We start from the raw sequence: 20,267 nt of genomic DNA, 5'->3' as shown, positions 1-20,267 counted from the left end.
ATGAACGCGGACCGGCAGCAGCTGCGCCTGGCGGTGCAACGCCAGCCGGCCGATTTCATCGCCTGGGTCATGCTGGCCGATGCCGAACTGGAGGCCGGCGATGTAGCAGCCGGCGAGCACGCCGCCACGCGTGCCCTGCAGTTGCGCGACCACCACCCCGAAGCGCTGGCCCGGCTGGGCCGTGCACGCTGGATGCAGGCGCGCCACGCCGAGGCGGCAGCGTTGCTGCGCCAGGCGTCCGACAGCGCACCCCAACACCCCGGAATCGCCCTGTGGCTCGGCCACGCGCTGGAGGATGCCGGCCAGCCGGAGGCCGCCGCCGACGCCTACCGGCATGCGCACACGCTGCTGCCAGGCGAGCCCTACATCACCGCCCAGCTGCTCAACTGGCAGCGTCGGCTGTGCGACTGGCGCAACATCGAGCGCCTGTCGGCGCAGGTGCGCCAGGCCGTCGCGCAGGGCCAGGCTGCGGTTGAGCCGTTCGCATTCCTGAGTGAAGACGGCAGCGCCGCCGAACAACTGGCCTGCGCGCGGCAGCGCGCGGCGGCCATCCGCGCCAGCGTGACGCCGTTGCCGGCGACCGCGGTGCGCCGCCAGGGCCGTCTGCGCGTGGGCTTTCTGTCCAACGGCTTCGGCGCACATCCCACCGGGCTGCTGATCGTGGCACTGCTGGAACAGCTGGCCGCCGCCGGCCGCCTGGACCTGCACCTGTTCGCGCTGACCGGCGACGATGGCAGCACCCTCCGGGCACGCCTGCAGGCGGCCGCCACGCAAGTGCACGAGGTGGGCGCACAGTCGCACCAGCAGATCGCCACGCGCATCCGTGACACCGCCATCGACGTGCTGTTCGATCTGCGTGGCTGGGGCGGCGGCGGTACCCCGCAGGTGCTGGCGATGCGCCCTGCCCCGGTCCAGGTGAACTGGCTGGCCTATCCGGGCACCTCCGGCGCGGACTGGATCGACCATGTGCTGGCCGACGCCTTCGTGCTGCCCGCGCCGCTGGCGGCCGGGTTCAGTGAACTGGTGCGGTACCTGCCGCGGGCGTTCCAACCGTCGGACAACACCCGCGTGCTCGCCGCGCCGCCGTCGCGCGAAGCGTGCGGGCTGCCGGCACAGGGCGTGGTGCTGTGCTGCTTCAACAACAGCTACAAGCTCAATCCGCGCAGCGTGCAGCGCCTGTTCGCGGTGCTGCACGGCGTGCCCGGCAGCGTGCTGTGGCTGCTGTCCGGCCCGGGCAACGCCGATGCGCGACTGCGCAGCGCGGCGCGCCAGGCGCAGCTGGATCCGGCACGGCTGGTGTTCATGCACAAGCTGCCGCACCCGGACTATCTGGCGCGCTACCAGCATGCGGATCTGTTCCTGGACACCCACCCCTACAACGCACACACCACCGCGTCCGATGCCCTGTGGGCCGGCTGCCCGGTGCTGACCTGCCCCGGGGCGACGTTTGCCTCGCGCGTGGCGGGCAGCCTCAACCATCACCTGGGGCTGGCACACATGAACGTGGCCGACGACCGCGCCTTCGTAGCCACCGCCATCGCGTTGGGCAACGACGCCCCGGCGCTGCAGGCGCTGCGCGCGGAACTGGCGCTGCGCCGCGGCGACAGCGGCCTGTTCGACATGGCCGGGTTCGCCAGTGACTTCAGCACGGTGGTGGAAGACCTGGCGCGCGAACGCGGTTGGCAGGGAGCAGCGTGACATCCGGCGCGGGATCGCCACGCGTGCTCGCGCTGCTGGAAGAGCAGCGCGTACAAGCGATCGCGGCGCTACGCGACACGGCTGGCGACCCTGCCGCGTTGGCGTGGAAGTGCGAGCTCGACCTGGCCATCGCCCGCCTGCAGTGGTGCGCACAGCACGCGATCGATGGTCGTGCCGTGGCCACGGCGCTTCCCTGGCCGGCCGACGCGTTCGGGTCGTTTGCCGTGGTCGAATGCAACGATGAGGGTGAGCCGGTGGCAGACCGCATGCTGCAGAGGGCCGGCGAACCGGTGGTCCTGCTGCCGGGCGACCTCCTCGTGCACCGGCCGCGTGCGCTACCCGGCGACGCCGACAACGGCTGAACTTTCGCTGCGCTAGGCTCGGGGTTCCCGACGATGACCGAGGCACGTGGATGGGCAAGCTCAAGCGCAAGGAATACGAGGCCCTGCTGGAACCCATGCAGCTGGAGCTGATCGCGATGGCGCGCTGGGTGCAGCACACCGGGCAACGCGTACTGGTGCTGCTCGAAGGCCGCGATACCGCCGGCAAGGGCGGTGCGATCCAGGCCATCGCCGAGCACCTCAATCCGCGCCAATGCAAGGTGGTGGCGCTGCCCAAGCCGACCGACCGCGAAAGCACCCAGTGGTATTTCCAGCGCTATATCGCGCACCTGCCGGCCGGCGGCGAAATCGTGCTGATGGACCGCAGCTGGTACAACCGCGCCGGGGTCGAGCACGTGATGGGCTACTGCAGCGAACCGGAGTACAAGGCGTTCCTGGCCCAGGCGCCGGTGGTCGAGAAGCTGCTGGTGGACGATGGCATCCTGCTGTTCAAGTACTGGTTGGGCGTGGACCAGGCGCAGCAGGAAAAGCGGTTTGCCGAGCGCCACATTGACCCGCTCAAGGGCTGGAAGCTGTCGCCGGTGGACCTGGAGTCACGCAGCAAGTACAGCGCCTACACCGACGCGCGCGAAGCGATGCTGCGCGCGACCCACCGTGACGAGACGCCATGGACGCTGGTGGACTTCAACGACCAGAAGCGCGGCCGGCTGGCGCTGATCCGCAACCTGCTCGACCGCCTGCCCGATACCCGCGTGGACGAACCGGAACTGGCGCTGCCGCCGTTGAAGGGCAAGCTGCACAAGGAGCAGTTCGGGGTGCTGCCGCCGATCGAGGGGTTCGAGATCCCGTAACGCCGCGCCCCCACGTAGAGCCGGGCTCTGCCGCGCCGCGTGGTGACCAGGCGCCGTGAGATCAACGCATCGCCATGCATCCGGGACCTGCCGCATGGCGACGAAACGTAGTGCCGGGCTCTGCCCGGCAGCTTCACAGGAGCGCCGCGGACACCTGCTGCAGGCGTACCGTCTTGGAAAGCAGCCGGGCAGAGCCCGGCTCTACGTGGGGTGCGGCACGTCATGGGCGCATGGCGATGCGTTCAACGTCATGGCGCGTACGTACCCCGCGGCGCGGCAGAGCCCGGCTCTACGGCTCAGCCTTCCTTGATGCGCGCTTCGATGTCGTGCGCGGTGACCGGGCCGAGGAACTCCTTGGCGACCTTGCCATCGGGCGCGATCAGGTAGGTCAACGGCAGGCCGCGCGGGATGGCGAAATCCTCGGGCGGGTTGTAGGTGTCCACGATGACGATGGGATAGGTCACCGGGCGCTTTTCAAGAAACGCCGTCATCTCGGCCGGCTCGATGTCCTCGTACGCCAGGCCGACCACCTCGATCTCCGTGCGCATTGCGTGCAGCGCCGACAGCTCCGGCATCTCCTTGCGGCACGGCGCGCACCAGGTGGCCCAGAAATTGACCACCACCCACTTGCCGCGATGTGCGGCCAGGTCATAGGTGCTGCCATCCAGGGCCGGCAACGTCAGGGTGGGTCGTTCGACGGTCTTGCGATCGGTCGGCGCGACCTCACCGGCCGCCGGCGTGGCCGGCTCTGCGACGGCGGCAGGAGGCGTGGCGGGGGCGGGCGCGGTGGCATCCGGTTGCGCGGGCTTGTTGCAGGCGGCCAGGGCCAGCAGGCCCACGGCCAGCAGCAGGGGCTTGGCGGTCATGGTGTATCTCCGGGGGTCGAATAGATATCGCTGACGCGGCGCTTGAGCAGTTCGCGCAGTGGCAGCCGCAAGGCATCCAGCGCCAGTACGGAGGCCTGGCCCAGACTGTCGTCGCGGTACGGCAGGTAGGCTTCGCGTACCGGAATGCGCATCTGCGTGGTCTCGTACAGGTCAGACAGGGTGAGCTTGTCCAGGTCGCGCGCCAGCAGCCATTCGCCGCGCTCGTCGCGCCGTACCACGCGGATGGCCTCCAGATCGCACAACATGGTCTGCAGCAGCGAATCGGTGAGCATGGGCTCCAGCCGCAGGATCTCGTCATCGTCCAGGCTGTGGCCTTCGGCCCGGGCCTGCTGGAACCGCCCGATCAGGCGCAGCAGGCCATAGATCTCGTAGCCGGTGGGCAGGCGCAGCTCGGCCGGCTGGTAGCGGAAGGCGGCGATCGAGGACGCCAGCGAGGCCCCCAGCAGCACCGACACCCAGCACAGGTAGATCCACAGCAGCAGGATCGGCACGAAGGCGACGGTGCCATAGAGCTTCTGGTAGGACTGGAAACTGCCCAGGTAGGCGCCCATGCCCCACTTCACCAGTTCCAGCATCACCGCGGCCAGGATCGCGCCGGGAATGGCATGCCGCCACTTCACCGTGTGGTGCGGCACCACCCGGTAGACCAGCGTGATGCAGACGAACTCGATCAGGATCGGCGCCACGGTCAGCGAGAAATTGGCCAGCCAGCGGCCTTCGCTGGTGCCGAACAGGGGCAGCGCGAACACCCGCGCCGATACCGCCAGCGAGGCGGCAGCCAACATCGCGCCGAGGGTCAGCACGGTCCAGTAGACCAGGAAGCGGGTCAGCTTGGGCCGGGTGGAGCCCACGCGCCAGATCTGGTTGAAGGTTTCTTCCACGCTGTTGAGGGTGATCAGCAGCGACACCACCAGCGCGATGAAACCGGCGGCGGTGAGCTGGCCGGCGCTGGCCGAGAACTGGCGCAGGTAGCCTTCGGCAGCGCGCGCGGCGTTGGGCACGAAGTTGGAGAACACGTAGTCGCTGAGCTGGTCGCTCCAGCGGTCGAACACCGGGAACGCCGACAGCACGCCGAATACCACGATGGCCAGCGGCACCAGCGCGAACACGGTGGTGTAGGCCAGCGAGGCCGCGGCCTGGAACAGGCGGTCGTCCAGGAAGCGCCGCCAGAGGAAGCGGCCGAAGCTGGCGGCACGCTTGCGATCGCGCACGCGCTCCATCCAGAGGTTCACGGTGTCGAGGGGTTCCATCGGCGCAAGGGTACCCGAAGAGGGGTGTGCGGGACTGCATCGCATCGCCATACTGGCCGCTGGTCCGGATGAGATGACGCGCGATGGCGGAAATACTGGTGCTCTACTACAGCCGCGGTGGTTCGGTGGCCCGGCTGGCCCGCCAGATCGCACGGGGCATCGGCGAGGTGCCGGGCATGAGCGCGCGGCTGCGCACGGTGCCGCCGGTGGCGGCGGTGACGCAGACTGCCCGCCCGCCGGTACCCGAGGATGGCGCGCCCTACGTGGACATCGGCGATCTGGCCGAGTGCGACGGCCTGATCCTGGGCAGCCCGACCCGTTTCGGCAACATGGCCGCGCCGGTGAAGCATTTCCTGGATGGGCTGGGCGCCGAATGGGTCAATGGCACGCTGGTCGGCAAGCCGGCCGCGGTGTTCACCTCGACGGCGTCGTTGCACGGTGGCCAGGAATCGACCCTGCTGTCGATGCAGGTGCCGCTGCTGCACCACGGCTGCCTGATCGTCGGCATTCCGTTCACCGAGCCGGCGCTGAGCCACACCACTACCGGCGGTACGCCGTACGGCGCCAGCCACGTTGCAGGGGCCGACGACAACCCGGTACCGAGCGAAGATGAGGCGATCCTGGCGCGCGCGCTGGGCCGGCGCGTGGCCGACATCGCGCGGCGGCTGGCATGAACGGCCGCGCGCAGGACGCCATCCTGGCGCTGCTGCTGGTGGCGTTGGCGGCGGTGTACGCGCTGTGGTTCGCGCAGGACCGGCACTGGCTGGCCACGCAACTGGTGTTCACCCTGCCGCCGCTGCTGCTGGCGCTGGGGGTATGGTTGCGGCGCGGGAAGGCGGCCTTCTGGGCGGGGGTGCTGGCGCTGTTCTGGTTCAGCCACGGGGTGATGAGCGCCTGGAGCCACCCGGAAACAGCCGGCTGGGCATGGGCGGAGCTGCTGCTGGCGCTGGCGGTGATCGGGGTGGGCAGTGGCCCGGGGCTGCGCCGCCGCTTCGGGAAACGCTGACCGGTTGGCGGCCTGCGGCTGCGGGGCGGCGCTGGCGGTCGTATCATCTGCATCCCGGCGCGGGCTGCCCGCACGGTTCTGACCGCTATCCAGGAAGCCTGCAATGGACGAACTACTGATCATCACCACCGGTGGCACGATCGACAAGATCTACTTCGACGACAAGTCGGACTACCAGATCGGCGATCCGCAGATCGGGATGATCCTGCGCGAGCTGGGCGTGACGTTCCGTTTCAATGTGATTCCGATCCTGCGCAAGGATTCGCTGCACATCACCGATGAGGACCGCGAGCTGATCCGCGCGACCATCGCCGCGCAGCCGACCCGCCACGTGCTGGTGACGCACGGCACCGATTCGATGGTGCAGACCGGCCAGGTGCTGCGGAGCATCGCCGACAAGACGATCGTGATGACCGGCGCACTGAGCCCGGCCCGCTTCCGTGGTTCAGACGCAGAGTTCAACATCGGCTGCGCGATCGGCGCAGTGCAGTCGCTGGCCAGCGGCGTGTACATCGCCATGAACGGCCGCATCTGGAACCCGGAGCACGTGCGCAAGAACGTCGCAGCGAACCGGTTCGAAGAAGCCTGAGAAAAAGCCTGATCGGCTTGCGCCTCTAAAAGCTGCATTCCCAGCCGCACCTGGCTGGGTGGGGGTGTGTGAGTCCGCGGGACACGCCGTAAATCCATCCCTGGAGGCTCGTGAGCGCCTCGCTCGTTTGTGCAGTCCTGCACAAACGGCAAGACCGGGGTTGGGCGTCCTGCCCAACCCGTCCGGCGCATGCGCCGGACCCATGGCGCCCAACGGTCCCGCGAACTCACACACCCCCACCCCAGATAGTCAGTCGGTGGCCTGGGCAAGGCCAAAGCAGCACAGAGCAGCACAGAGCAGAGCAACACGTCTGCGCTCTAAGATGCCGCTTCTTCGTTGCGTACCAGCACACTGTCAAAGGCTGGGTACGGGTGGGTTGGCGGGACCGTTGGGCGCCATGGATGGCGCTCACGAGCCTTATCTGATCGGAATCTGGCAGTTTAGGTGTCGAGAGCCGGCGTGGGCCGCCGTGTGAGCCTGGATCTCGACGATCGCCGTGTAGCTTGGCGCCCACGCCGGAATCTCCCTTGATCCGCCCGAACAGTTGCTGGAGCTGTCACTCGAAGCGATAAGACTGGGCAAGCGGGGGAGCTCTCGACCCTTCCAGACTATACGGAGTCGGGCGATGAACGGGATCGGGATTGATGTAAGCAAGCGCCGGCTGGATGTTGGAACCTCCGACGGCCAAACCCTGCAGGTCAGCAATGACCCCTCCGGTTTCGCTGAATTGGACCTCTGGCTGAGGCAGCGCCCGAGTAACCAGATCGTGCTGGAGGCCACCGGTGGCTACGAACAGCCTGTGCTGGATTTTCTGCACAAGGCCGGTCATCCGGTGGTTCGGGCCAATGCCTTGCGGGCGCGGAAGCTTGCTCAGGGGCTGGGCCAGAGGGCCAAGACCGACCGCTTGGATGCCTATGCATTGGCACAGATGGCCACGCTGGTGAAGCTGCCGGCCTATCAGCCGTTGGAGCCTTGGCAGCAGAAACTGCGGGAGTTTGTGCGGGCACGTCGACAGATGATCCAGGCCTTGGCCGTCGCGCGACAGCAGCAGGAAATGGTGGGTGATCGTGAACTGCGCCGGCTTTTGCAGGCCAACATCACCCACCTGAAGACACTGGTCAAACGCCTGGGAAAGCAGATTGCCGAGCAGCTCGCTCAACAGCCCCAGCTCACGGTTCTGAAGTCGATGAAGGGCGTGGGGCCGGTGGTACAGGCGGTGCTGGCCAGCTACCTGCCTGAGCTGGGCCATATCAGTGGAAAGGCCATCGCCAGCCTGGTGGGCGTGGCGCCGATGTCCCACGACAGCGGGACGATGCGTGGAAAACGAAGCATCCACGGCGGTCGAGCCGAGATCCGTCAGGTGCTTTACATGGCCGGCATGTCAGCCCTGCAGCACGAACCGCGCATACGGGACTTTTACCGGTCGCTACGGGCCCGCGGCAAGGAGGCCAAAGTAGCCATCGTGGCGGTAATGCGAAAGATGCTGGTGATCCTCAACGCCCGCGTGCGCGACGCTCAAAGCGGACCGATCCCCGCCTGAAGCGCGCCCGGGCACATCTCCAACGGCTGCCGGCCAGCGGCCGGCACTACCGTGCCCGTCTGCTGGAGGGGCCGAAGCCTCCTCCAGCAACACAGTTGCTACACGGACGTACTTGCGGCGTGTCCCGCCAACCCACCCGTACCCGGCCAAGCCAGCGCAGGCACAAACGCCCGGCCGTTGATCCTGCTTCGGCTCAAGCCCTGGCTCTGGCTTCGGCTTTCAGCTTCTAAAAAAAAATCCCCCCAAAAAAAAACGCCCCGACCGAAGCCGGGGCGTGCCCATTGGAGAGGGATCTGGGCTCAGTACTGCGCGGTCAGAGTGACCCCGGAGAAGGTCGAATAGCCCTTCACCCGCACGTGCCAGGTACCGGCCGCCGGTGAAGTGATCGTGCAGGTCTCGTTGTTGCCGCTCAGGTACGGACGGCAGTTGTACACCGTGTCGGTCGGCGCGCTGCCCGAACGCACATACAGATCCGCATCACCACTGCCACCGGCGATGCTCACCTTCAGCTGCGAACGGCCCGACGGCACCACCACCGTATAGGACAGCGATGCCCCGCTGGCCGCGCCCAGACCGCTCACCGGCACATTGTTCTGCAGCACCGTCCCCGTGCCCGGGTTCGGATTGGTCCCGCCCAGCGCCGCCGTGACCGCCGCATCGGCGTCCACAATGCCCGCGCCGCACCCGCCGCTGCATGCGCCCGGCAATGCCCGTGCCGTGTTCTTCAGCAACGTCTCGATCGCCGCCGGCGTCAACGCCGTCGGTGCCACCGACTGCACCAGCGCCACCACGCCGGCCACGTGCGGCGCCGCCATCGACGTCCCGTTGTAGGACGCGTAGGACGCCGTGCCCGGCACCGTCGTGCCGCTGTTGAGCGTGGACAGGATCGCCTGGCCCGGGGCCGAAACATCGATGCCCGCACCGTAGTTGGAGAAACTCGCGCGCGCACCGGCCGACGTCGTGGCCGCCACCGCGATCACGTTCGCGCAGTTGGCCGGCACCGACGAAGACACGTTGGTGTTGCTGTTGCCCGCCGCTACCACCACCGTGGTGCCGCGCGACACCGCGCCGTTGATCGCGTTCTGGTAGGTGGTCGAGCAGGTGCCACCGCCGCCCAGCGACATGTTGATCACTTCGGCCGGGTTGGCATTGGCCGGCACGCCACTGACCGTGCCGCCGGAGGCCCACACGATCGCATCGGCGATGTCGGAGGTGTAACCGCCGCACTTGCCGAGCACACGCACTGGCACAACCTTCGCGTTGAATGCCGTACCGGCCACGCCGGTGCTGTTGTTGGTCACCGCCGCGATGGTGCCGGCCACGTGGGTACCGTGCCAGCTCGAGTTCGACGCCGGAATGCCCGAGCCGCACTCGTTGGCGGCGTACCAGTCGCCTTCATCGTTCGCGTTGTTGTCACGGCCGCCACCATCGCGCGCCATCGCCGCGTCGCTGATGAAGTCATAGCCGGGCAGGATGTTGGCGTTGAGGTCCGGATGATTGGTGATGCCGGTGTCGATCACCGCCACCACCACGCCGGTACCGGTGGCCTTGTCCCATGCCGGGCGCACGTTGATCGAGGCGTTGCTGGTGCCGAAGCCCCACTGTTCGGACAGGCGCGCGTCGTTGGGCACCAGGGTGGCGTGCATCAGCTGATCGACTTCGACGTATTCCACGTTCGGGTCGGCCGCCAGGCGGCGCATCAGCAGTTCCGACTCGGCCGCATCCAGCGGACGGTCGGCCTTGACCACGGTCGGCCCAATGGCCAGCTGGCGCAGCTTCTGCAGGCCCAGCGCGCGACCCTGCGCAGCCGGTACGGCCGAGGCCGCCGCCTTCAACGAGCTGGCCAGTGCGGTCGGGGTGGCGACCAGGTTGGCGCCATCCTTGTATTTGACGATGAAACGCTGGTGCGTCGGTGCCGACGACAAGCCGCTCAGCTGCACATCGCCGGCGAATGCCGGGGCGGCCAGCAGCAGGGTGGACAGGACGGACGCGCCGAGTACAACCAATGCACGCTGACGCAAACGGGGTTGCGAATCATGAGACATCGGATTTCCCTTTCAGACTGTGGATGCCGCGAACGCGGCTGAATTTCCAGTCCCGACCCGGGGGCTGTTGAACGCGATGGCGCGGATCGAGACCGGTTGTTGGATCGGTTCCCCTGAAATCAAACCGCCCATCGCGAACCTAGTGGGTCGCTGCGGGTTCAACAATGTTTCAGCCGCACTTCAGCGACATGAAATGTCGGATCTGAGACTTTTCGTGTCGAAGGTTTGTGAAAGTGAAGGAACTTGGCGCCTTCCGACCGGTCACATCGCGCCATCGAATGTCTGTTTCGGCTGTCTGCATCGGAAAACGGCGGACAAGCCTTGCGCAACGGGGCCTGCGCGGCGCTGCCACCGCTGGACAATGCGCCTCCGCGTGCGGCCGCCAGTACGACGCCCATGAAAAACCCGCCTGTTGCCAGGCGGGTTTTTCAGGAGTCATCCGGGTGCGGGGCGCTTACGCGTCCAGACGCACCAGCCAACCGTGGCGGTCCGGCAGGCGGCCGTACTGGATGTCGGTCAGCTCCTTGCGCAGCGACATGGTCACTTCACCGGCCGGCGCGTTGATGTCGCCGACCGAGAAGCCCTCGCCCTTGAGCTGGCCGATCGGGGTGACCACCGCAGCGGTACCGCAGGCGAACACCTCGGCGATCTCGCCGGAGGTCACGCCCTGCTTCCACTCGTCGATGGTGACCTTGCGCTCTTCGACCTTCATGCCACGGTCGCGGGCCAGCTGCAGGATGCTCTCGCGGGTGATGCCTTCCAGGATGCTGCCCGACAGCGCCGGGGTCACCAGGGTGCCGTCCTTGTAGACCAGGAACACGTTCATGCCGCCCAGTTCTTCCAGGTACTTGCCCTCGACCGGGTCCAGGAACAGTACCTGCGAGCAGCCCTGGGCCTGCGCCTTCTGCTGCGGCAGCAGCGAGGCGGCGTAGTTGCCACCGCACTTGGCCGCACCGGTGCCGCCCTTGGCCGCACGTGCGTACTCGGTGGACAGCCAGATCGACACCGGGGCCACGCCCTTGGCGAAGTACGGGCCCGCCGGGCTGGCGATCACGTAGTAGCCGGCCTTGTGCGCGCCGCGCACGCCCAGGAAGGCTTCATCGCCGATCATGAACGGACGGAAGTACAGGCTGGATTCGTCGGCCGACGGCACCCAGCTGGCATCCACGGCGATCAGCTGCTTGAGCGATTCGACGAAGATGTCCACCGGCAGTTCCGGCAGCGCCAGGCGCTGCGCCGAGCGCTGCAGGCGGCGGCCGTTGGCGTCCGGGCGGAAGGTCCAGATCGAGCCGTCGGCGTGGCGGTACGCCTTGATGCCTTCGAAGATTTCCTGGCCGTAATGCAGCACCGCCGCGGCCGGGTCCAGCTGCAGCGGGCCGTACGGGCGTACGTTCGCGTTGTGCCAGCCGGTGTCCTTGTCCCACCGCACTTCCACCATGTGGTCGGTGAAATGCAGACCAAAACCGGGGGCGGCCAGGATGCGCTCGCGCTCCTCGCTGCTGCGCGGGGTGGCGGAACGGGTGGTGTTGAAGCTCACGGAAGACTGGGACACCGGATATTTCCTGTTCTGGTTACGGGGAACGCCGCGACGCCTGCTGGCGGTGGGCGGTTACAACATGCCGGTTTCGAGCCGGGCGGCCTCGGACATCATGTGGCGGCCCCACGGCGGGTCGAACACCAGCTCGACGTCGGCCTGGGCCACCGTCGGAATCATCTCCAGCTTGCTGCGCACGTCATCGACCAGGATATCGCCCATGCCGCAGCCGGGCGCGGTCAGGGTCATGGTGACGTCGATCTCGCGCCGGCCATCGTCCAGGTGCTTGAGGTCGACCTCGTACACCAGGCCCAGGTCCACGATGTTGAACGGGATTTCAGGATCGAAGCAGGTGCGCAGCTGCTGCCACACCAGTTTTTCGACTTCGTCATCGGAGGCGTTTTCAGGCAGCTCCAGCGCCGGCGGCGGTTCCTTGCCGATGGCGTCGCCGTCCTTGCCGGCGATGCGGAACAGATTGCCTTCGACGAAGACGGTATAGCTGCCACCCAGGGCCTGGGTGATGTAGCCATAGCTGCCAGCGGGCAGCGTGACCGTTTCGCCCTGCGGGACCATGACGGCCTCGCAGTCGCGTTCGAAGTGGACAGGTTCACTGCTACGGGAATACATGTGGATCGATATGGGGGTCGCGGCCAATTCCCGCAAGGCGACCATTTTAGCCCAGCGGCCGCCCACGCGCCGGTCACCCCGCAAGCCGGTATCCTGTGGGCACTCACAGGAAGATTGCATGTCGCCCACGTCCGTGCCTGTCCGGAGCCGCCATTGGCTCTGGCCCCCGATGTTGCTGCTTGGTGTCGTCACGGCCACGTTGGCCTGGTTGTTCATTGCCCTGCTCAGCGGCCGCCAGGCCGGCTGGATGGCGGTGCTGGCGGCGCTGGATATCGCCTTCATGCTGCGCCTGGGCACCTTCCGCGCCGGGCCGGCCCGGGTGGTGGTGACCCTGCTGGCGACCCTGCTGGTGGCGCTGGCGGCCAACTGGGGCATCGCCTCGGCCTACCTGGGCGGCTCGATGGGCCTCAATCCGTGGGATTCAGCGTTGCGCATGGGCCCATTCATGGCCTGGACGCTGCTCGGCCTGGCCAACGGCGCGGTGGAATGGCTGTGGCTGGGCGTGGCGCTGGTGATCGGGTGGTGGGTGGCGAAGTAGCCGCCCTGCATGCCGTCGGTAGTGCCGGCCGCTGGCCGGCTCTTCATGACCCCCGGACGGAAACGCGTGGGTATTCACGCATCGTGGGGAGCCTGATGCATCGTGGGAGCCGGCCAGCGGCCGGCACTACCGGGTCGCTGATGCATCGTGGGAGCCGGCCAGCGGCCGGCACTACCGGGTCGCTGATGCATCGTGGGAGCCGGCCAGCGGCCGGCACTACCTCTCTGTTTAATGTCCGCCGTCGAGGGCTTTCAATTCGCTGACCAGCGCGCTGGCCGCACCGGCGCCATCGCCGTACAGCATGCGGGCGTTGTCGGCGTAGAACAGGGCATTCTCGATGCCGGCAAAGCCGGTGCCCTTGCCGCGCTTGATCACCACCACATTGCGCGCGTTGACCACGTCCAGGATCGGCATGCCGTAGATCGGGCTGGCCGGGTCGGTGCGCGCCACCGGGTTGACCACGTCGTTGGCGCCGATCACCAGCACCACGTCGGTGTTGGGGAACTCGGGGTTGATGTCGTCCATGTCGGCGATCAGGTCGTAAGGCACGCCCGCTTCGGCCAGCAGCACGTTCATGTGGCCCGGCATGCGCCCGGCAACCGGGTGGATGGCGAACTTCACCTTGATGCCGCGGTCGATCAGGCGCTGGGCCAGTTCCCATACCTTGTGCTGCGCCTGGGCCACGGCCATGCCGTAGCCGGGCACGATCACCACGCGCTCGGCGAAGGCGAGCATGGCGGCCACGTCGCTGGCCTCGATCGGCTTCTGCGCGCCGCTGATTTCCTGCGCCACGCCACCGCCGCCGAAGTTGGAGAACAGCACCCCGCTGATCGGCCGGTTCATCGCCTTGGCCATCAGGCGGGTCAGCAGGATGCCGGCGGCGCCGACCATCATGCCGGCGATGATCAGGGCCTCGTTGCCCAGCACATACCCTTCGAATGCCACGGCCAGGCCGGTGAAGGCGTTGTACAGCGAGATCACCACCGGCATGTCGGCACCGCCGATCGGCAGTGTCATCAGCACGCCCAGCGCCAGCGCGACCACGAAGAAGGTGATGATCGCCACCGGGCTCAGGGTGACCGCCGCCCAGACGCCGAGCACCACCATCGCCAGGGCAACCAGCAGGTTGAACGCCTGCTGCCCGGGGAAGGTGACGCGCCGGTCGAGTCGGCCGTCCAGCTTGGCCCAGGCGATGATCGAGCCGGACAGCGACACCGCACCGATCGCCGAACCGATCACTGCCAGCGCCAGCACGGTGGCCGACGGCTGGCGCGCGGCCAGGTCGGCCAGCGCCTGCTCGCTCCAATGGGTGGTATCGCGGTTGGCCAGGAACGAGAAGCGCAGCAGTTCCACCGCGCCGATCGCCGCGGCCGAACCGCCGCCCATGCCGTTGTAGAGGGCCACCATTTGCGGCATGTCGGTGATCGCCACGCGCTTGGCCGACCACCAGGCCACGCCGGTGCCGATCGCCACGGCCGCCAGAATCAGCGGAATGTTGTGCAGCTCGGGCAGGAAGAAGGTCGCCACGGTGGCGATCAGCATGCCCAGCCCGGCCCAGCGGATGCCGCTGCGTGCGGTCATCGGCGAGGCCATGCGTTGCAGGCCCAGCAGGAACAGGGTGGCGGCCACCAGGTAGCTCACCTGCACCAGCCACTGCAGCAGTTGCGCGGTGCTCACGTTCAAGGCGCCTTCTCCCCGGCGTCGCGCTTGGCGCTCGGCTTGAACATGTCCAGCATGCGCTCGGTGACCACGTAGCCACCGGCAGCATTGCCGGCGCCCAGCACCACCGCGATGAAGCCGATGATCTTCTCCAGCGGCGTCTGCGCGTGGCCCAGCACCACCATCGCGCCGATCAGCACGATGCCGTGGATGAAGTTGGACCCGGACATCAGGGGGGTATGCAGGATCACCGGCACCCGTGAAATGATCACGTGGCCGGCGATCGCGGCCAGCATGAAGATGTACAACGCCACGAACCCGTCGCTCATTGCAGTGTGTCTCCCAGGCGGTGATCCCGTCCCCCCATCATAACCATGCGCTGAACCGTTCTGCAGGCCGGTCAACCGATGCCGCCCCGGTGCGTTGTCACAGGTACCCCCCTGCGCGAGCGCTACCCTGTGCTGGTGAGCCCCACCCTGCAAACGCTGCCCACCGAGGCCGACCCCGCCCCGCCGGTGTCGCTGGACGCGTTCCTGGCCGGCATCGGGCCGCGCGCGTTCCGCTTCGCCGAGGCCGGTCTGCGCCAGCGCGACGATGCGCTGGACGCGGTGCAGGACAGCATGCTGCGGATGCTGTCCTACCGCGACAAACCGGCCGCCGACTGGGCGCCGTTGTTCTGGAGCATCCTGCGCCGCCGGGTGGTCGACCTGCAGCGCCGGCGCGGCTTCCGGCTGCGCTTCTGGCGCAGCAGCGACGAGGCCGGCAGCGAGCACGACATCGACTGGGCCGACCACGCCCCCGGTCCGGCACAGGCGCATGAGCAGCGCGAACAGTACGCGCAGTTGGTGCGTGCACTGCGCGAGCTTCCCGCCCGCCAGCGCGAGGCCTTCACCCTGCGCGTGCTGCAGCAACTGGACGGCGCCACCACCGCGGCGGCCATGGGCTGCAGCGAGGGCGCGGTCAAAACCCATCTTTCGCGCGCCCGGCAGGCGCTGCAGCAGCACCTGGAGATCGCCCTGTGAGCCGCCCCGTTACCCCGCCCCTGCACGATGATGACGCCCTGCACGCCTTGCACGCGCAGGCCCTGCAGCAGGTGTCGCCGGCCACCCTGGCGCGGCTGCGCAGCGCCCGCCACGCGGCCGCGCCACGCCGCAGCCGCGCGCATGGCTGGTGGATGGCCACCGCCTGCTCGGCGGTGGCCGCGCTGGCGTTGGGCTACAGTTTCACCGCCAACCCGCCCAGCACCCCGGCCACGCCCACGGTGGCATCGGCGGTGGATGACAGCAGCGATGTGCTCGACGAGAATCCCGACCTGTACGTGTGGCTGGGCACGACCGACCTGGCAATGGAGTGAACATGACACCGCGACTGATCCTGGCCTTGGCGCTGCTGTCGACGAGCGCGGCCAGCGGGGCGCAGGCCCCTACCCTGCCCGAGTGGGATCGGCTGACCCCGCAGCAGCGCGAGGCGCTGATCGCGCCCGTGCGCGACCGCTGGAACGATGCCCCGCCGCCGCAGCGCGAGCGCATGCTGCAGCACGGACAGCGCTGGCAGGGCATGACCCCGGAACAGCGCGAGCTCGCCCGGCGCGGGCGCCATCGGTTCGAGAACATGAGCCCGGAGCAGCGCGAGCAGGCCCGCGCGCTGTTCGCGCAGATGCGCGAGCTGAGCCCGGCCCAGCGCGACGCGCTGCGTGAGCGCTGGTCGAAGATGACCCCGGAGCAGCGCCAGGAATGGTTGAAAGCCAACCCGGTGAAGGATCTGCCGCCACCGAAGCGGTGATGTCCCGGGCGGCGGCGTTGCGGTGCTTCCAGGTGGTGCAGCCACCCATGGGGTGGCTCGGGCGTGGGGTTGCGGCACCCCATGGGTGGCTGCACAACATCAACCCCTCGTGGCATCCCGGGGCGCAGACGGTTTCCCGCCGGGTAGAGCCACCCCATGGGTGGCTGCCTGGATCAAGCGGCGGCCACCCAGCGGGTTTTCGCCAGCAGTTCGTCGTCCCAATCGAAGGCGATCGCCCCGTCCTTGAGGAACAGCGCCACGAAGTTGTACAGGTTGCGCGCGTACATCTCGCTGGCGTGCACCGCGCCGCGGCTGGCCAGGTCGAGCGGGCCGTCCACGGTGACCCCGTCCAGCGCGATGGTTTCACCCGGGCGGGTGGCCTCGCAGTTGCCGCCGGTTTCGGCGGCCAGGTCCACGATCACGCTGCCCGGCTTCATGCCCTGCACCATCGCGGTACTGACGATCTTCGGCGCCGGTCGGCCCGGCACGGCCGCAGTGCAGATCACCACGTCCACCAGGCGCAGGTGCTCGCCCAGCCGGCGCTGCTGCTCGGCGCGTTCTTCGTCGGTCAGCGGCCGCGCATAGCCGCCCTCGCCCACGGCGCTGACGCCCAGGTCGAGGAACTTGCCGCCCAGTGATTCGATCTGCTCGCGGGTTTCCGGCCGTACATCGAAGCCTTCCACCTGCGCGCCCAGTCGGCGTGCGGTGGCGATGGCCTGCAGCCCGGCCACGCCGGCGCCCACCACCAGCACCCGCGACGGGCGGATGGTGCCGGCGGCGGTGGTCAACATCGGGAAGAAACGCGGCGCCAGCTGCGCGGCAATCAACGTGGCCTTGTAGCCGGCCATGCCGGCCTGTGAGCTCAGCACGTCCATCGACTGCGCGCGGGTGGTGCGCGGCAGGCGCTCCAGCGGAAAGGCCTGCAGCCCGCGCGACTGGATCAGGCCGGCGCGTTCGGCGTCGGCCTGCGGGTGCAGCATGCCGACCAGGCTGGCGCCGGGTTTGAGCTGGCCCAACCGTGCATTGTCCGGTGGCTGCACGCACAGCACGATGTCGGCCGCGCCCAGCCGCGTGTCATCGGCCGGCTGCGCGCCGACGTCGATGTATGCCTGATCGGGAAAACCGGCGGCCTGGCCGGCCCCGGGTTCGAACCACACGGTCGCGCCCAGCGCGGCCAGCTTGCGTGCCGTTTCCGGCGTCATCGCCACGCGCCGTTCCCCTGGCGCGCGTTCGGATACCACCAACACCTCGACAGCCATGCGTGTCCCCGACGATCAGCAGAGTGTGGGGGGATCGTAACCTACCGGTTCGGTTTGAGTAGAAACCATGCGGCGGTGGGGCAGGCGTGGCCGGGCAGAACCGGCGCTGCCTCAGTGAACGGTGGCGTTCTTGTTGTCCAGCCGGTCGATCACACCCTGCATGGCGCTGTCGAAAGCACCATCGTCGATGTGCGCGCGCAGGCGGCCCAGCCGCACCATCACCGCCAGTTCTTCCGGCGAGGCCACGCAGAAGCGCACGCCACGGCGGTTGACGAACAGCAGACGCTGGGAAATCGGGCTCACCCAGGACAGCTTGCCGGCCTGCACCTTGCCGTCCTTGTCGACGAAATCCAGCCAGCTGCCAATCTCCAGGCCGCGGAAGCGGTCGGCGTCGGCGTTGTCGAAATCGGTCACGTCGACCTTGCCGCCCAGCTCTACCGCCGCGCTTTCCTGCACGGGCGGGGTGGGCAGCGCCACCTGGGGCAGTTCGGGCAGCGCGCGCTCCAGTTCCGGGCGTGATTCGGCGATGGCCTGCAGCGTGTCATGCAGGGCGTCGATCGCCCCGGTGGCGGCATCGGCGTGCACGCCCACACTGGCAAACACCTTGCGCAGTGCCGGGTGCCAGGCCTGCAGCCACGGCTTGCCGACGATCTGCCGGCGCGCCTCGGCCACTTCTTCCAGCATGCCGTCGGCCAGGGCCAGCGCCTCGCCCACCGACGCCCCGTCCTCGCCTTCGCGCAGCACGGTCAGGGTGAGGTGGTGCTGCCAGGGCTGGCGCAGGAATTCGGCAATCGCCTGCGGCAGGGTCACATCGGCAATGCGCCGGTCCAGCTCGGCAGACGAGCGGCTGCGCGCCATCTCCAGCTTTTCCTGACCGCGCTGGGTTTCAGCCGCGCGGCGCTCGGCGATTTCGATACGGCGCCGATGCTGGGCCAGGAAATCGCGGAATTCTTCTTCCAGGGTCAGGAAGATCGCCAGGTTCTCGTTGAACTCGGCCACCAGGCGTTCGATGATTTCCTCGACCTTGCCCATCAGCACGCGCTCGGCCTGGCTCTCGCCGGTGTTGCCTTCGCAGGCCTCGGCCAGCGAGTTGAGCAGCTTGCGCGCGGGGTGGGTCTTCTGCACGAACATGCGGCGGTCGAGCATGGCGACCTTGACGAAGGGCACCACCAGCCGCCCGATCAGCTCGCGCGAGCGGCCTTCCAGGTCGCGCTCATCGAGCATCACGTCAAACAGCATGCCCACCAGGTCGATCGCATCTTCGTCCTGCGGGTCCAGCCGCGCCTGCGACGGGTCCACGCCAAGCCGGGTGGCGCCCGACAGCACTTCACTCTTGAGGCGCTGGGCCAGCGATTCGCCGTCTTCGCCGATGGCCGCGCGCAGGGTGGCACTCGGCGTGGCCTGCAGCAGCGACAGCACCGACATCATTTCGCGCTGGCTCAGCGGACGCTGCTGACCCACGGCCACGCTGGCCGCCGAGGTTGCGTCTTCGCGTACGTGCCGGGTCTGCTGCAGCAGTTCGTGCAGCGCTTCCAGCAGCATGCCCTGGTTGCCACTGAGGCTCTCGCCCGCCTCGGCTGCGGCGGCCTGACTGGCGCCGGCCGATTGCATCCGTCCGCGGCTTTCGGCCCAGCGATCGGCAAACCGCCGTGCCCAGGCCGGCGCAGCAGCATCGTCGTCACCGCCCTGGCCGTTCTGGTCCAGCGCATCGACCAGGGCCTCCAGTTCGTGCCGCGGGCTCGGCGGCCGGGGTGCCGGGCGCCGTGGCGCGGCCATCTGCGGCATCACGCCGGCGGCAGCGAGCTGCTCGTCCAGCGCTTCGTAACGCTTGCCGATCGGCGCGTGCAGATCGCGCTCGCACAACTTGATCAGGACCAGCCGCACCTCCGGGGCCAGTTCACAATCGGCAAAGGCCTCATGGATGGCCACGCCGATGTGCTCGGGGCTGATCGGATTGCTGTCGGCGTTCAGTTCCAGCCCGCCGGCGATCCAGCCCAGGCGGCGGTCCAGCCGCGCCAGCACCGGCTTCCAGTCGCGCAGCAGCACGGTGGCGAAGTTGCGCACCGCCAGCCGCGACTCCAGCACATGCTCGGGCACCAGGCTGAGACCGTCTTCGATCTGCCCGGCCAGGGTGGCCTCGGCCGACAGCGGCTGACCGCGCTCCAGCGCCTCCCAGGCCTGCGCCAGGTGGGTACGGAAGCCGGCCACGATGTCCTCGCGGCGGCGGCGCAGTTCACGCATGCCATCCAGGAACAGCAGTTGCGACGCGCCGGCGGTGCCGGCACGGTCGAACAGAACGTCGTCAAAGCGGGCCAGCACGGTCGCGAACGACTCGGTCAGCGCGGGCAGCGCTGCCTCGCGGGCAAGCTTCAACAGTGCCGGGTGATGACCCGGCTGCCCCAATGTATTGGGCGTGGCGATCATGCGAAAAGGCTCCCCACCTTCGCAGGCACAGAATGCAGCATGGAAACAACAGATACCGGTGCCCCCCAGGCACCCGCGTCCGGATGGTAGGTCGCCCCACCGGTCAGGGACAGTGAAACAGTCCGCACTTTGAACCTCACGACCGGGGTACCGGCAGGCCTTGTATCGTACGGCCAGCGTCGGCGGGAAGCGAGTACAGCCACGTGAAGCAATGCCATTGATTAGGTGATGTTCATC

General features: G+C 68.2%; 20 protein-coding genes. 11 read left to right on the top strand and 9 right to left on the bottom strand.

Annotated elements, in window-relative coordinates; translation table 11 throughout:
* Genes ACZ0AE_RS03700 through ppk2 form a run of 3 tightly spaced genes read left to right on the top strand, consistent with a single transcriptional unit; the run spans window position 1 to window position 2,890 of the window.
* A complete protein-coding gene (locus tag ACZ0AE_RS03700; RefSeq protein WP_463600431.1) occupies window positions 1-1,698 on the top strand; it encodes an O-linked N-acetylglucosamine transferase, SPINDLY family protein in 1,698 nt (565 codons plus the stop codon).
* 23 nt (window positions 1,699-1,721) lie between these two features.
* Window positions 1,722-2,060: a hypothetical protein gene (locus tag ACZ0AE_RS03695; protein ID WP_463600430.1), complete on the top strand. Its 339-nt coding sequence runs from the start codon at window positions 1,722-1,724 to the stop codon at window positions 2,058-2,060.
* Window positions 2,061-2,110: 50 nt separating this feature from the next.
* The gene (ppk2, locus tag ACZ0AE_RS03690; RefSeq protein WP_463600429.1) at window positions 2,111-2,890 is read left to right on the top strand and encodes a polyphosphate kinase 2; all 780 of its coding nucleotides are present in this window, start codon (window positions 2,111-2,113) and stop codon (window positions 2,888-2,890) included.
* A gap of 296 nt (window positions 2,891-3,186) precedes the next feature.
* Here ppk2 and ACZ0AE_RS03685 read toward each other — a convergent pair whose 3' ends face one another.
* Window positions 3,187-3,756: a TlpA family protein disulfide reductase gene (locus ACZ0AE_RS03685; RefSeq protein ID WP_463600428.1), complete on the bottom strand. Its 570-nt coding sequence runs from the start codon at window positions 3,754-3,756 to the stop codon at window positions 3,187-3,189.
* Entirely contained in the window at window positions 3,753-5,027 is a 1,275-nt protein-coding gene (locus ACZ0AE_RS03680) for a YihY family inner membrane protein (protein WP_038690345.1), read from the bottom strand. Before ACZ0AE_RS03680 ends, ACZ0AE_RS03685 begins: the two co-directional genes overlap by 4 nt.
* Window positions 5,028-5,110: 83 nt before the next feature.
* Between ACZ0AE_RS03680 and wrbA the strand changes: the two genes are divergently transcribed.
* The 4 genes from wrbA (at window position 5,111) to ACZ0AE_RS03660 (ending at window position 8,162) form a co-directional block, all read left to right on the top strand.
* The gene (gene wrbA / locus ACZ0AE_RS03675; RefSeq protein ID WP_038690347.1) at window positions 5,111-5,701 is read left to right on the top strand and encodes an NAD(P)H:quinone oxidoreductase; all 591 of its coding nucleotides are present in this window, start codon (window positions 5,111-5,113) and stop codon (window positions 5,699-5,701) included.
* Window positions 5,698-6,033, top strand: coding sequence for a DUF2069 domain-containing protein (locus tag ACZ0AE_RS03670; RefSeq protein ID WP_128095670.1), 336 nt, complete (start codon window positions 5,698-5,700; stop codon window positions 6,031-6,033). Before wrbA ends, ACZ0AE_RS03670 begins: the two co-directional genes overlap by 4 nt.
* Window positions 6,034-6,136: 103 nt before the next feature.
* Complete coding sequence (locus ACZ0AE_RS03665) at window positions 6,137-6,622, top strand: asparaginase domain-containing protein (RefSeq protein ID WP_038690351.1); 486 nt, start codon at window positions 6,137-6,139, stop codon at window positions 6,620-6,622.
* A 625-nt stretch (window positions 6,623-7,247) separates the two neighbouring features.
* The gene (locus tag ACZ0AE_RS03660) at window positions 7,248-8,162 is read left to right on the top strand and encodes an IS110 family RNA-guided transposase (protein ID WP_463600333.1); all 915 of its coding nucleotides are present in this window, start codon (window positions 7,248-7,250) and stop codon (window positions 8,160-8,162) included.
* A gap of 299 nt (window positions 8,163-8,461) precedes the next feature.
* Here ACZ0AE_RS03660 and ACZ0AE_RS03655 read toward each other — a convergent pair whose 3' ends face one another.
* From ACZ0AE_RS03655 to sufT, 3 genes are all read right to left on the bottom strand, one after another.
* Entirely contained in the window at window positions 8,462-10,207 is a 1,746-nt protein-coding gene (locus ACZ0AE_RS03655; RefSeq protein WP_038690355.1) for a S8 family peptidase, read from the bottom strand.
* Window positions 10,208-10,661: 454 nt separating this feature from the next.
* Window positions 10,662-11,759, bottom strand: a complete 1,098-nt coding sequence (locus ACZ0AE_RS03650; RefSeq protein ID WP_038690356.1) for a branched-chain amino acid aminotransferase — start codon at window positions 11,757-11,759, stop codon at window positions 10,662-10,664.
* A 57-nt stretch (window positions 11,760-11,816) separates the two neighbouring features.
* Complete coding sequence (gene sufT, locus ACZ0AE_RS03645; RefSeq protein ID WP_038690358.1) at window positions 11,817-12,368, bottom strand: putative Fe-S cluster assembly protein SufT; 552 nt, start codon at window positions 12,366-12,368, stop codon at window positions 11,817-11,819.
* A 118-nt stretch (window positions 12,369-12,486) separates the two neighbouring features.
* Here sufT and ACZ0AE_RS03640 point away from each other — a divergent pair, with 118 nt between their 5' ends.
* Complete coding sequence (locus tag ACZ0AE_RS03640) at window positions 12,487-12,906, top strand: hypothetical protein (protein ID WP_038690360.1); 420 nt, start codon at window positions 12,487-12,489, stop codon at window positions 12,904-12,906.
* Window positions 12,907-13,134: 228 nt separating this feature from the next.
* On the opposite strand, the gene ACZ0AE_RS03635 is transcribed toward ACZ0AE_RS03640, so the two are convergent.
* The gene (locus ACZ0AE_RS03635) at window positions 13,135-14,589 is read right to left on the bottom strand and encodes an NAD(P)(+) transhydrogenase (Re/Si-specific) subunit beta (protein WP_463600427.1); all 1,455 of its coding nucleotides are present in this window, start codon (window positions 14,587-14,589) and stop codon (window positions 13,135-13,137) included.
* Entirely contained in the window at window positions 14,586-14,894 is a 309-nt protein-coding gene (locus ACZ0AE_RS03630; RefSeq protein ID WP_019182396.1) for an NAD(P) transhydrogenase subunit alpha part 2, read from the bottom strand. Before ACZ0AE_RS03630 ends, ACZ0AE_RS03635 begins: the two co-directional genes overlap by 4 nt.
* Before the next feature lie 78 nt (window positions 14,895-14,972).
* Here ACZ0AE_RS03630 and ACZ0AE_RS03625 point away from each other — a divergent pair, with 78 nt between their 5' ends.
* The 3 genes from ACZ0AE_RS03625 to ACZ0AE_RS03615 are packed head-to-tail and all read left to right on the top strand — an operon-like array spanning window position 14,973 to window position 16,347.
* Window positions 14,973-15,587, top strand: a complete 615-nt coding sequence (locus ACZ0AE_RS03625) for an RNA polymerase sigma factor (RefSeq protein ID WP_463600426.1) — start codon at window positions 14,973-14,975, stop codon at window positions 15,585-15,587.
* Window positions 15,584-15,919, top strand: a complete 336-nt coding sequence (locus tag ACZ0AE_RS03620; protein ID WP_463600425.1) for a hypothetical protein — start codon at window positions 15,584-15,586, stop codon at window positions 15,917-15,919. Before ACZ0AE_RS03625 ends, ACZ0AE_RS03620 begins: the two co-directional genes overlap by 4 nt.
* Window positions 15,920-15,921: 2 nt before the next feature.
* The gene (locus tag ACZ0AE_RS03615; protein ID WP_038690367.1) at window positions 15,922-16,347 is read left to right on the top strand and encodes a DUF3106 domain-containing protein; all 426 of its coding nucleotides are present in this window, start codon (window positions 15,922-15,924) and stop codon (window positions 16,345-16,347) included.
* Between the two features lie 173 nt (window positions 16,348-16,520).
* On the opposite strand, the gene ACZ0AE_RS03610 is transcribed toward ACZ0AE_RS03615, so the two are convergent.
* Complete coding sequence (locus ACZ0AE_RS03610) at window positions 16,521-17,606, bottom strand: NAD(P) transhydrogenase subunit alpha (protein WP_463600424.1); 1,086 nt, start codon at window positions 17,604-17,606, stop codon at window positions 16,521-16,523.
* 111 nt (window positions 17,607-17,717) lie between these two features.
* A complete protein-coding gene (locus ACZ0AE_RS03605) occupies window positions 17,718-20,030 on the bottom strand; it encodes a DUF1631 domain-containing protein (RefSeq protein WP_463600423.1) in 2,313 nt (770 codons plus the stop codon).
* Between the last annotated feature and the right edge of the window lie 237 nt (window positions 20,031-20,267).

Source organism: Stenotrophomonas sp. AC248, assembly GCF_979258185.1.
Note: the sequence above shows the minus strand (reverse complement) of the source record. Positions and strands in the feature narration are given on the sequence as shown.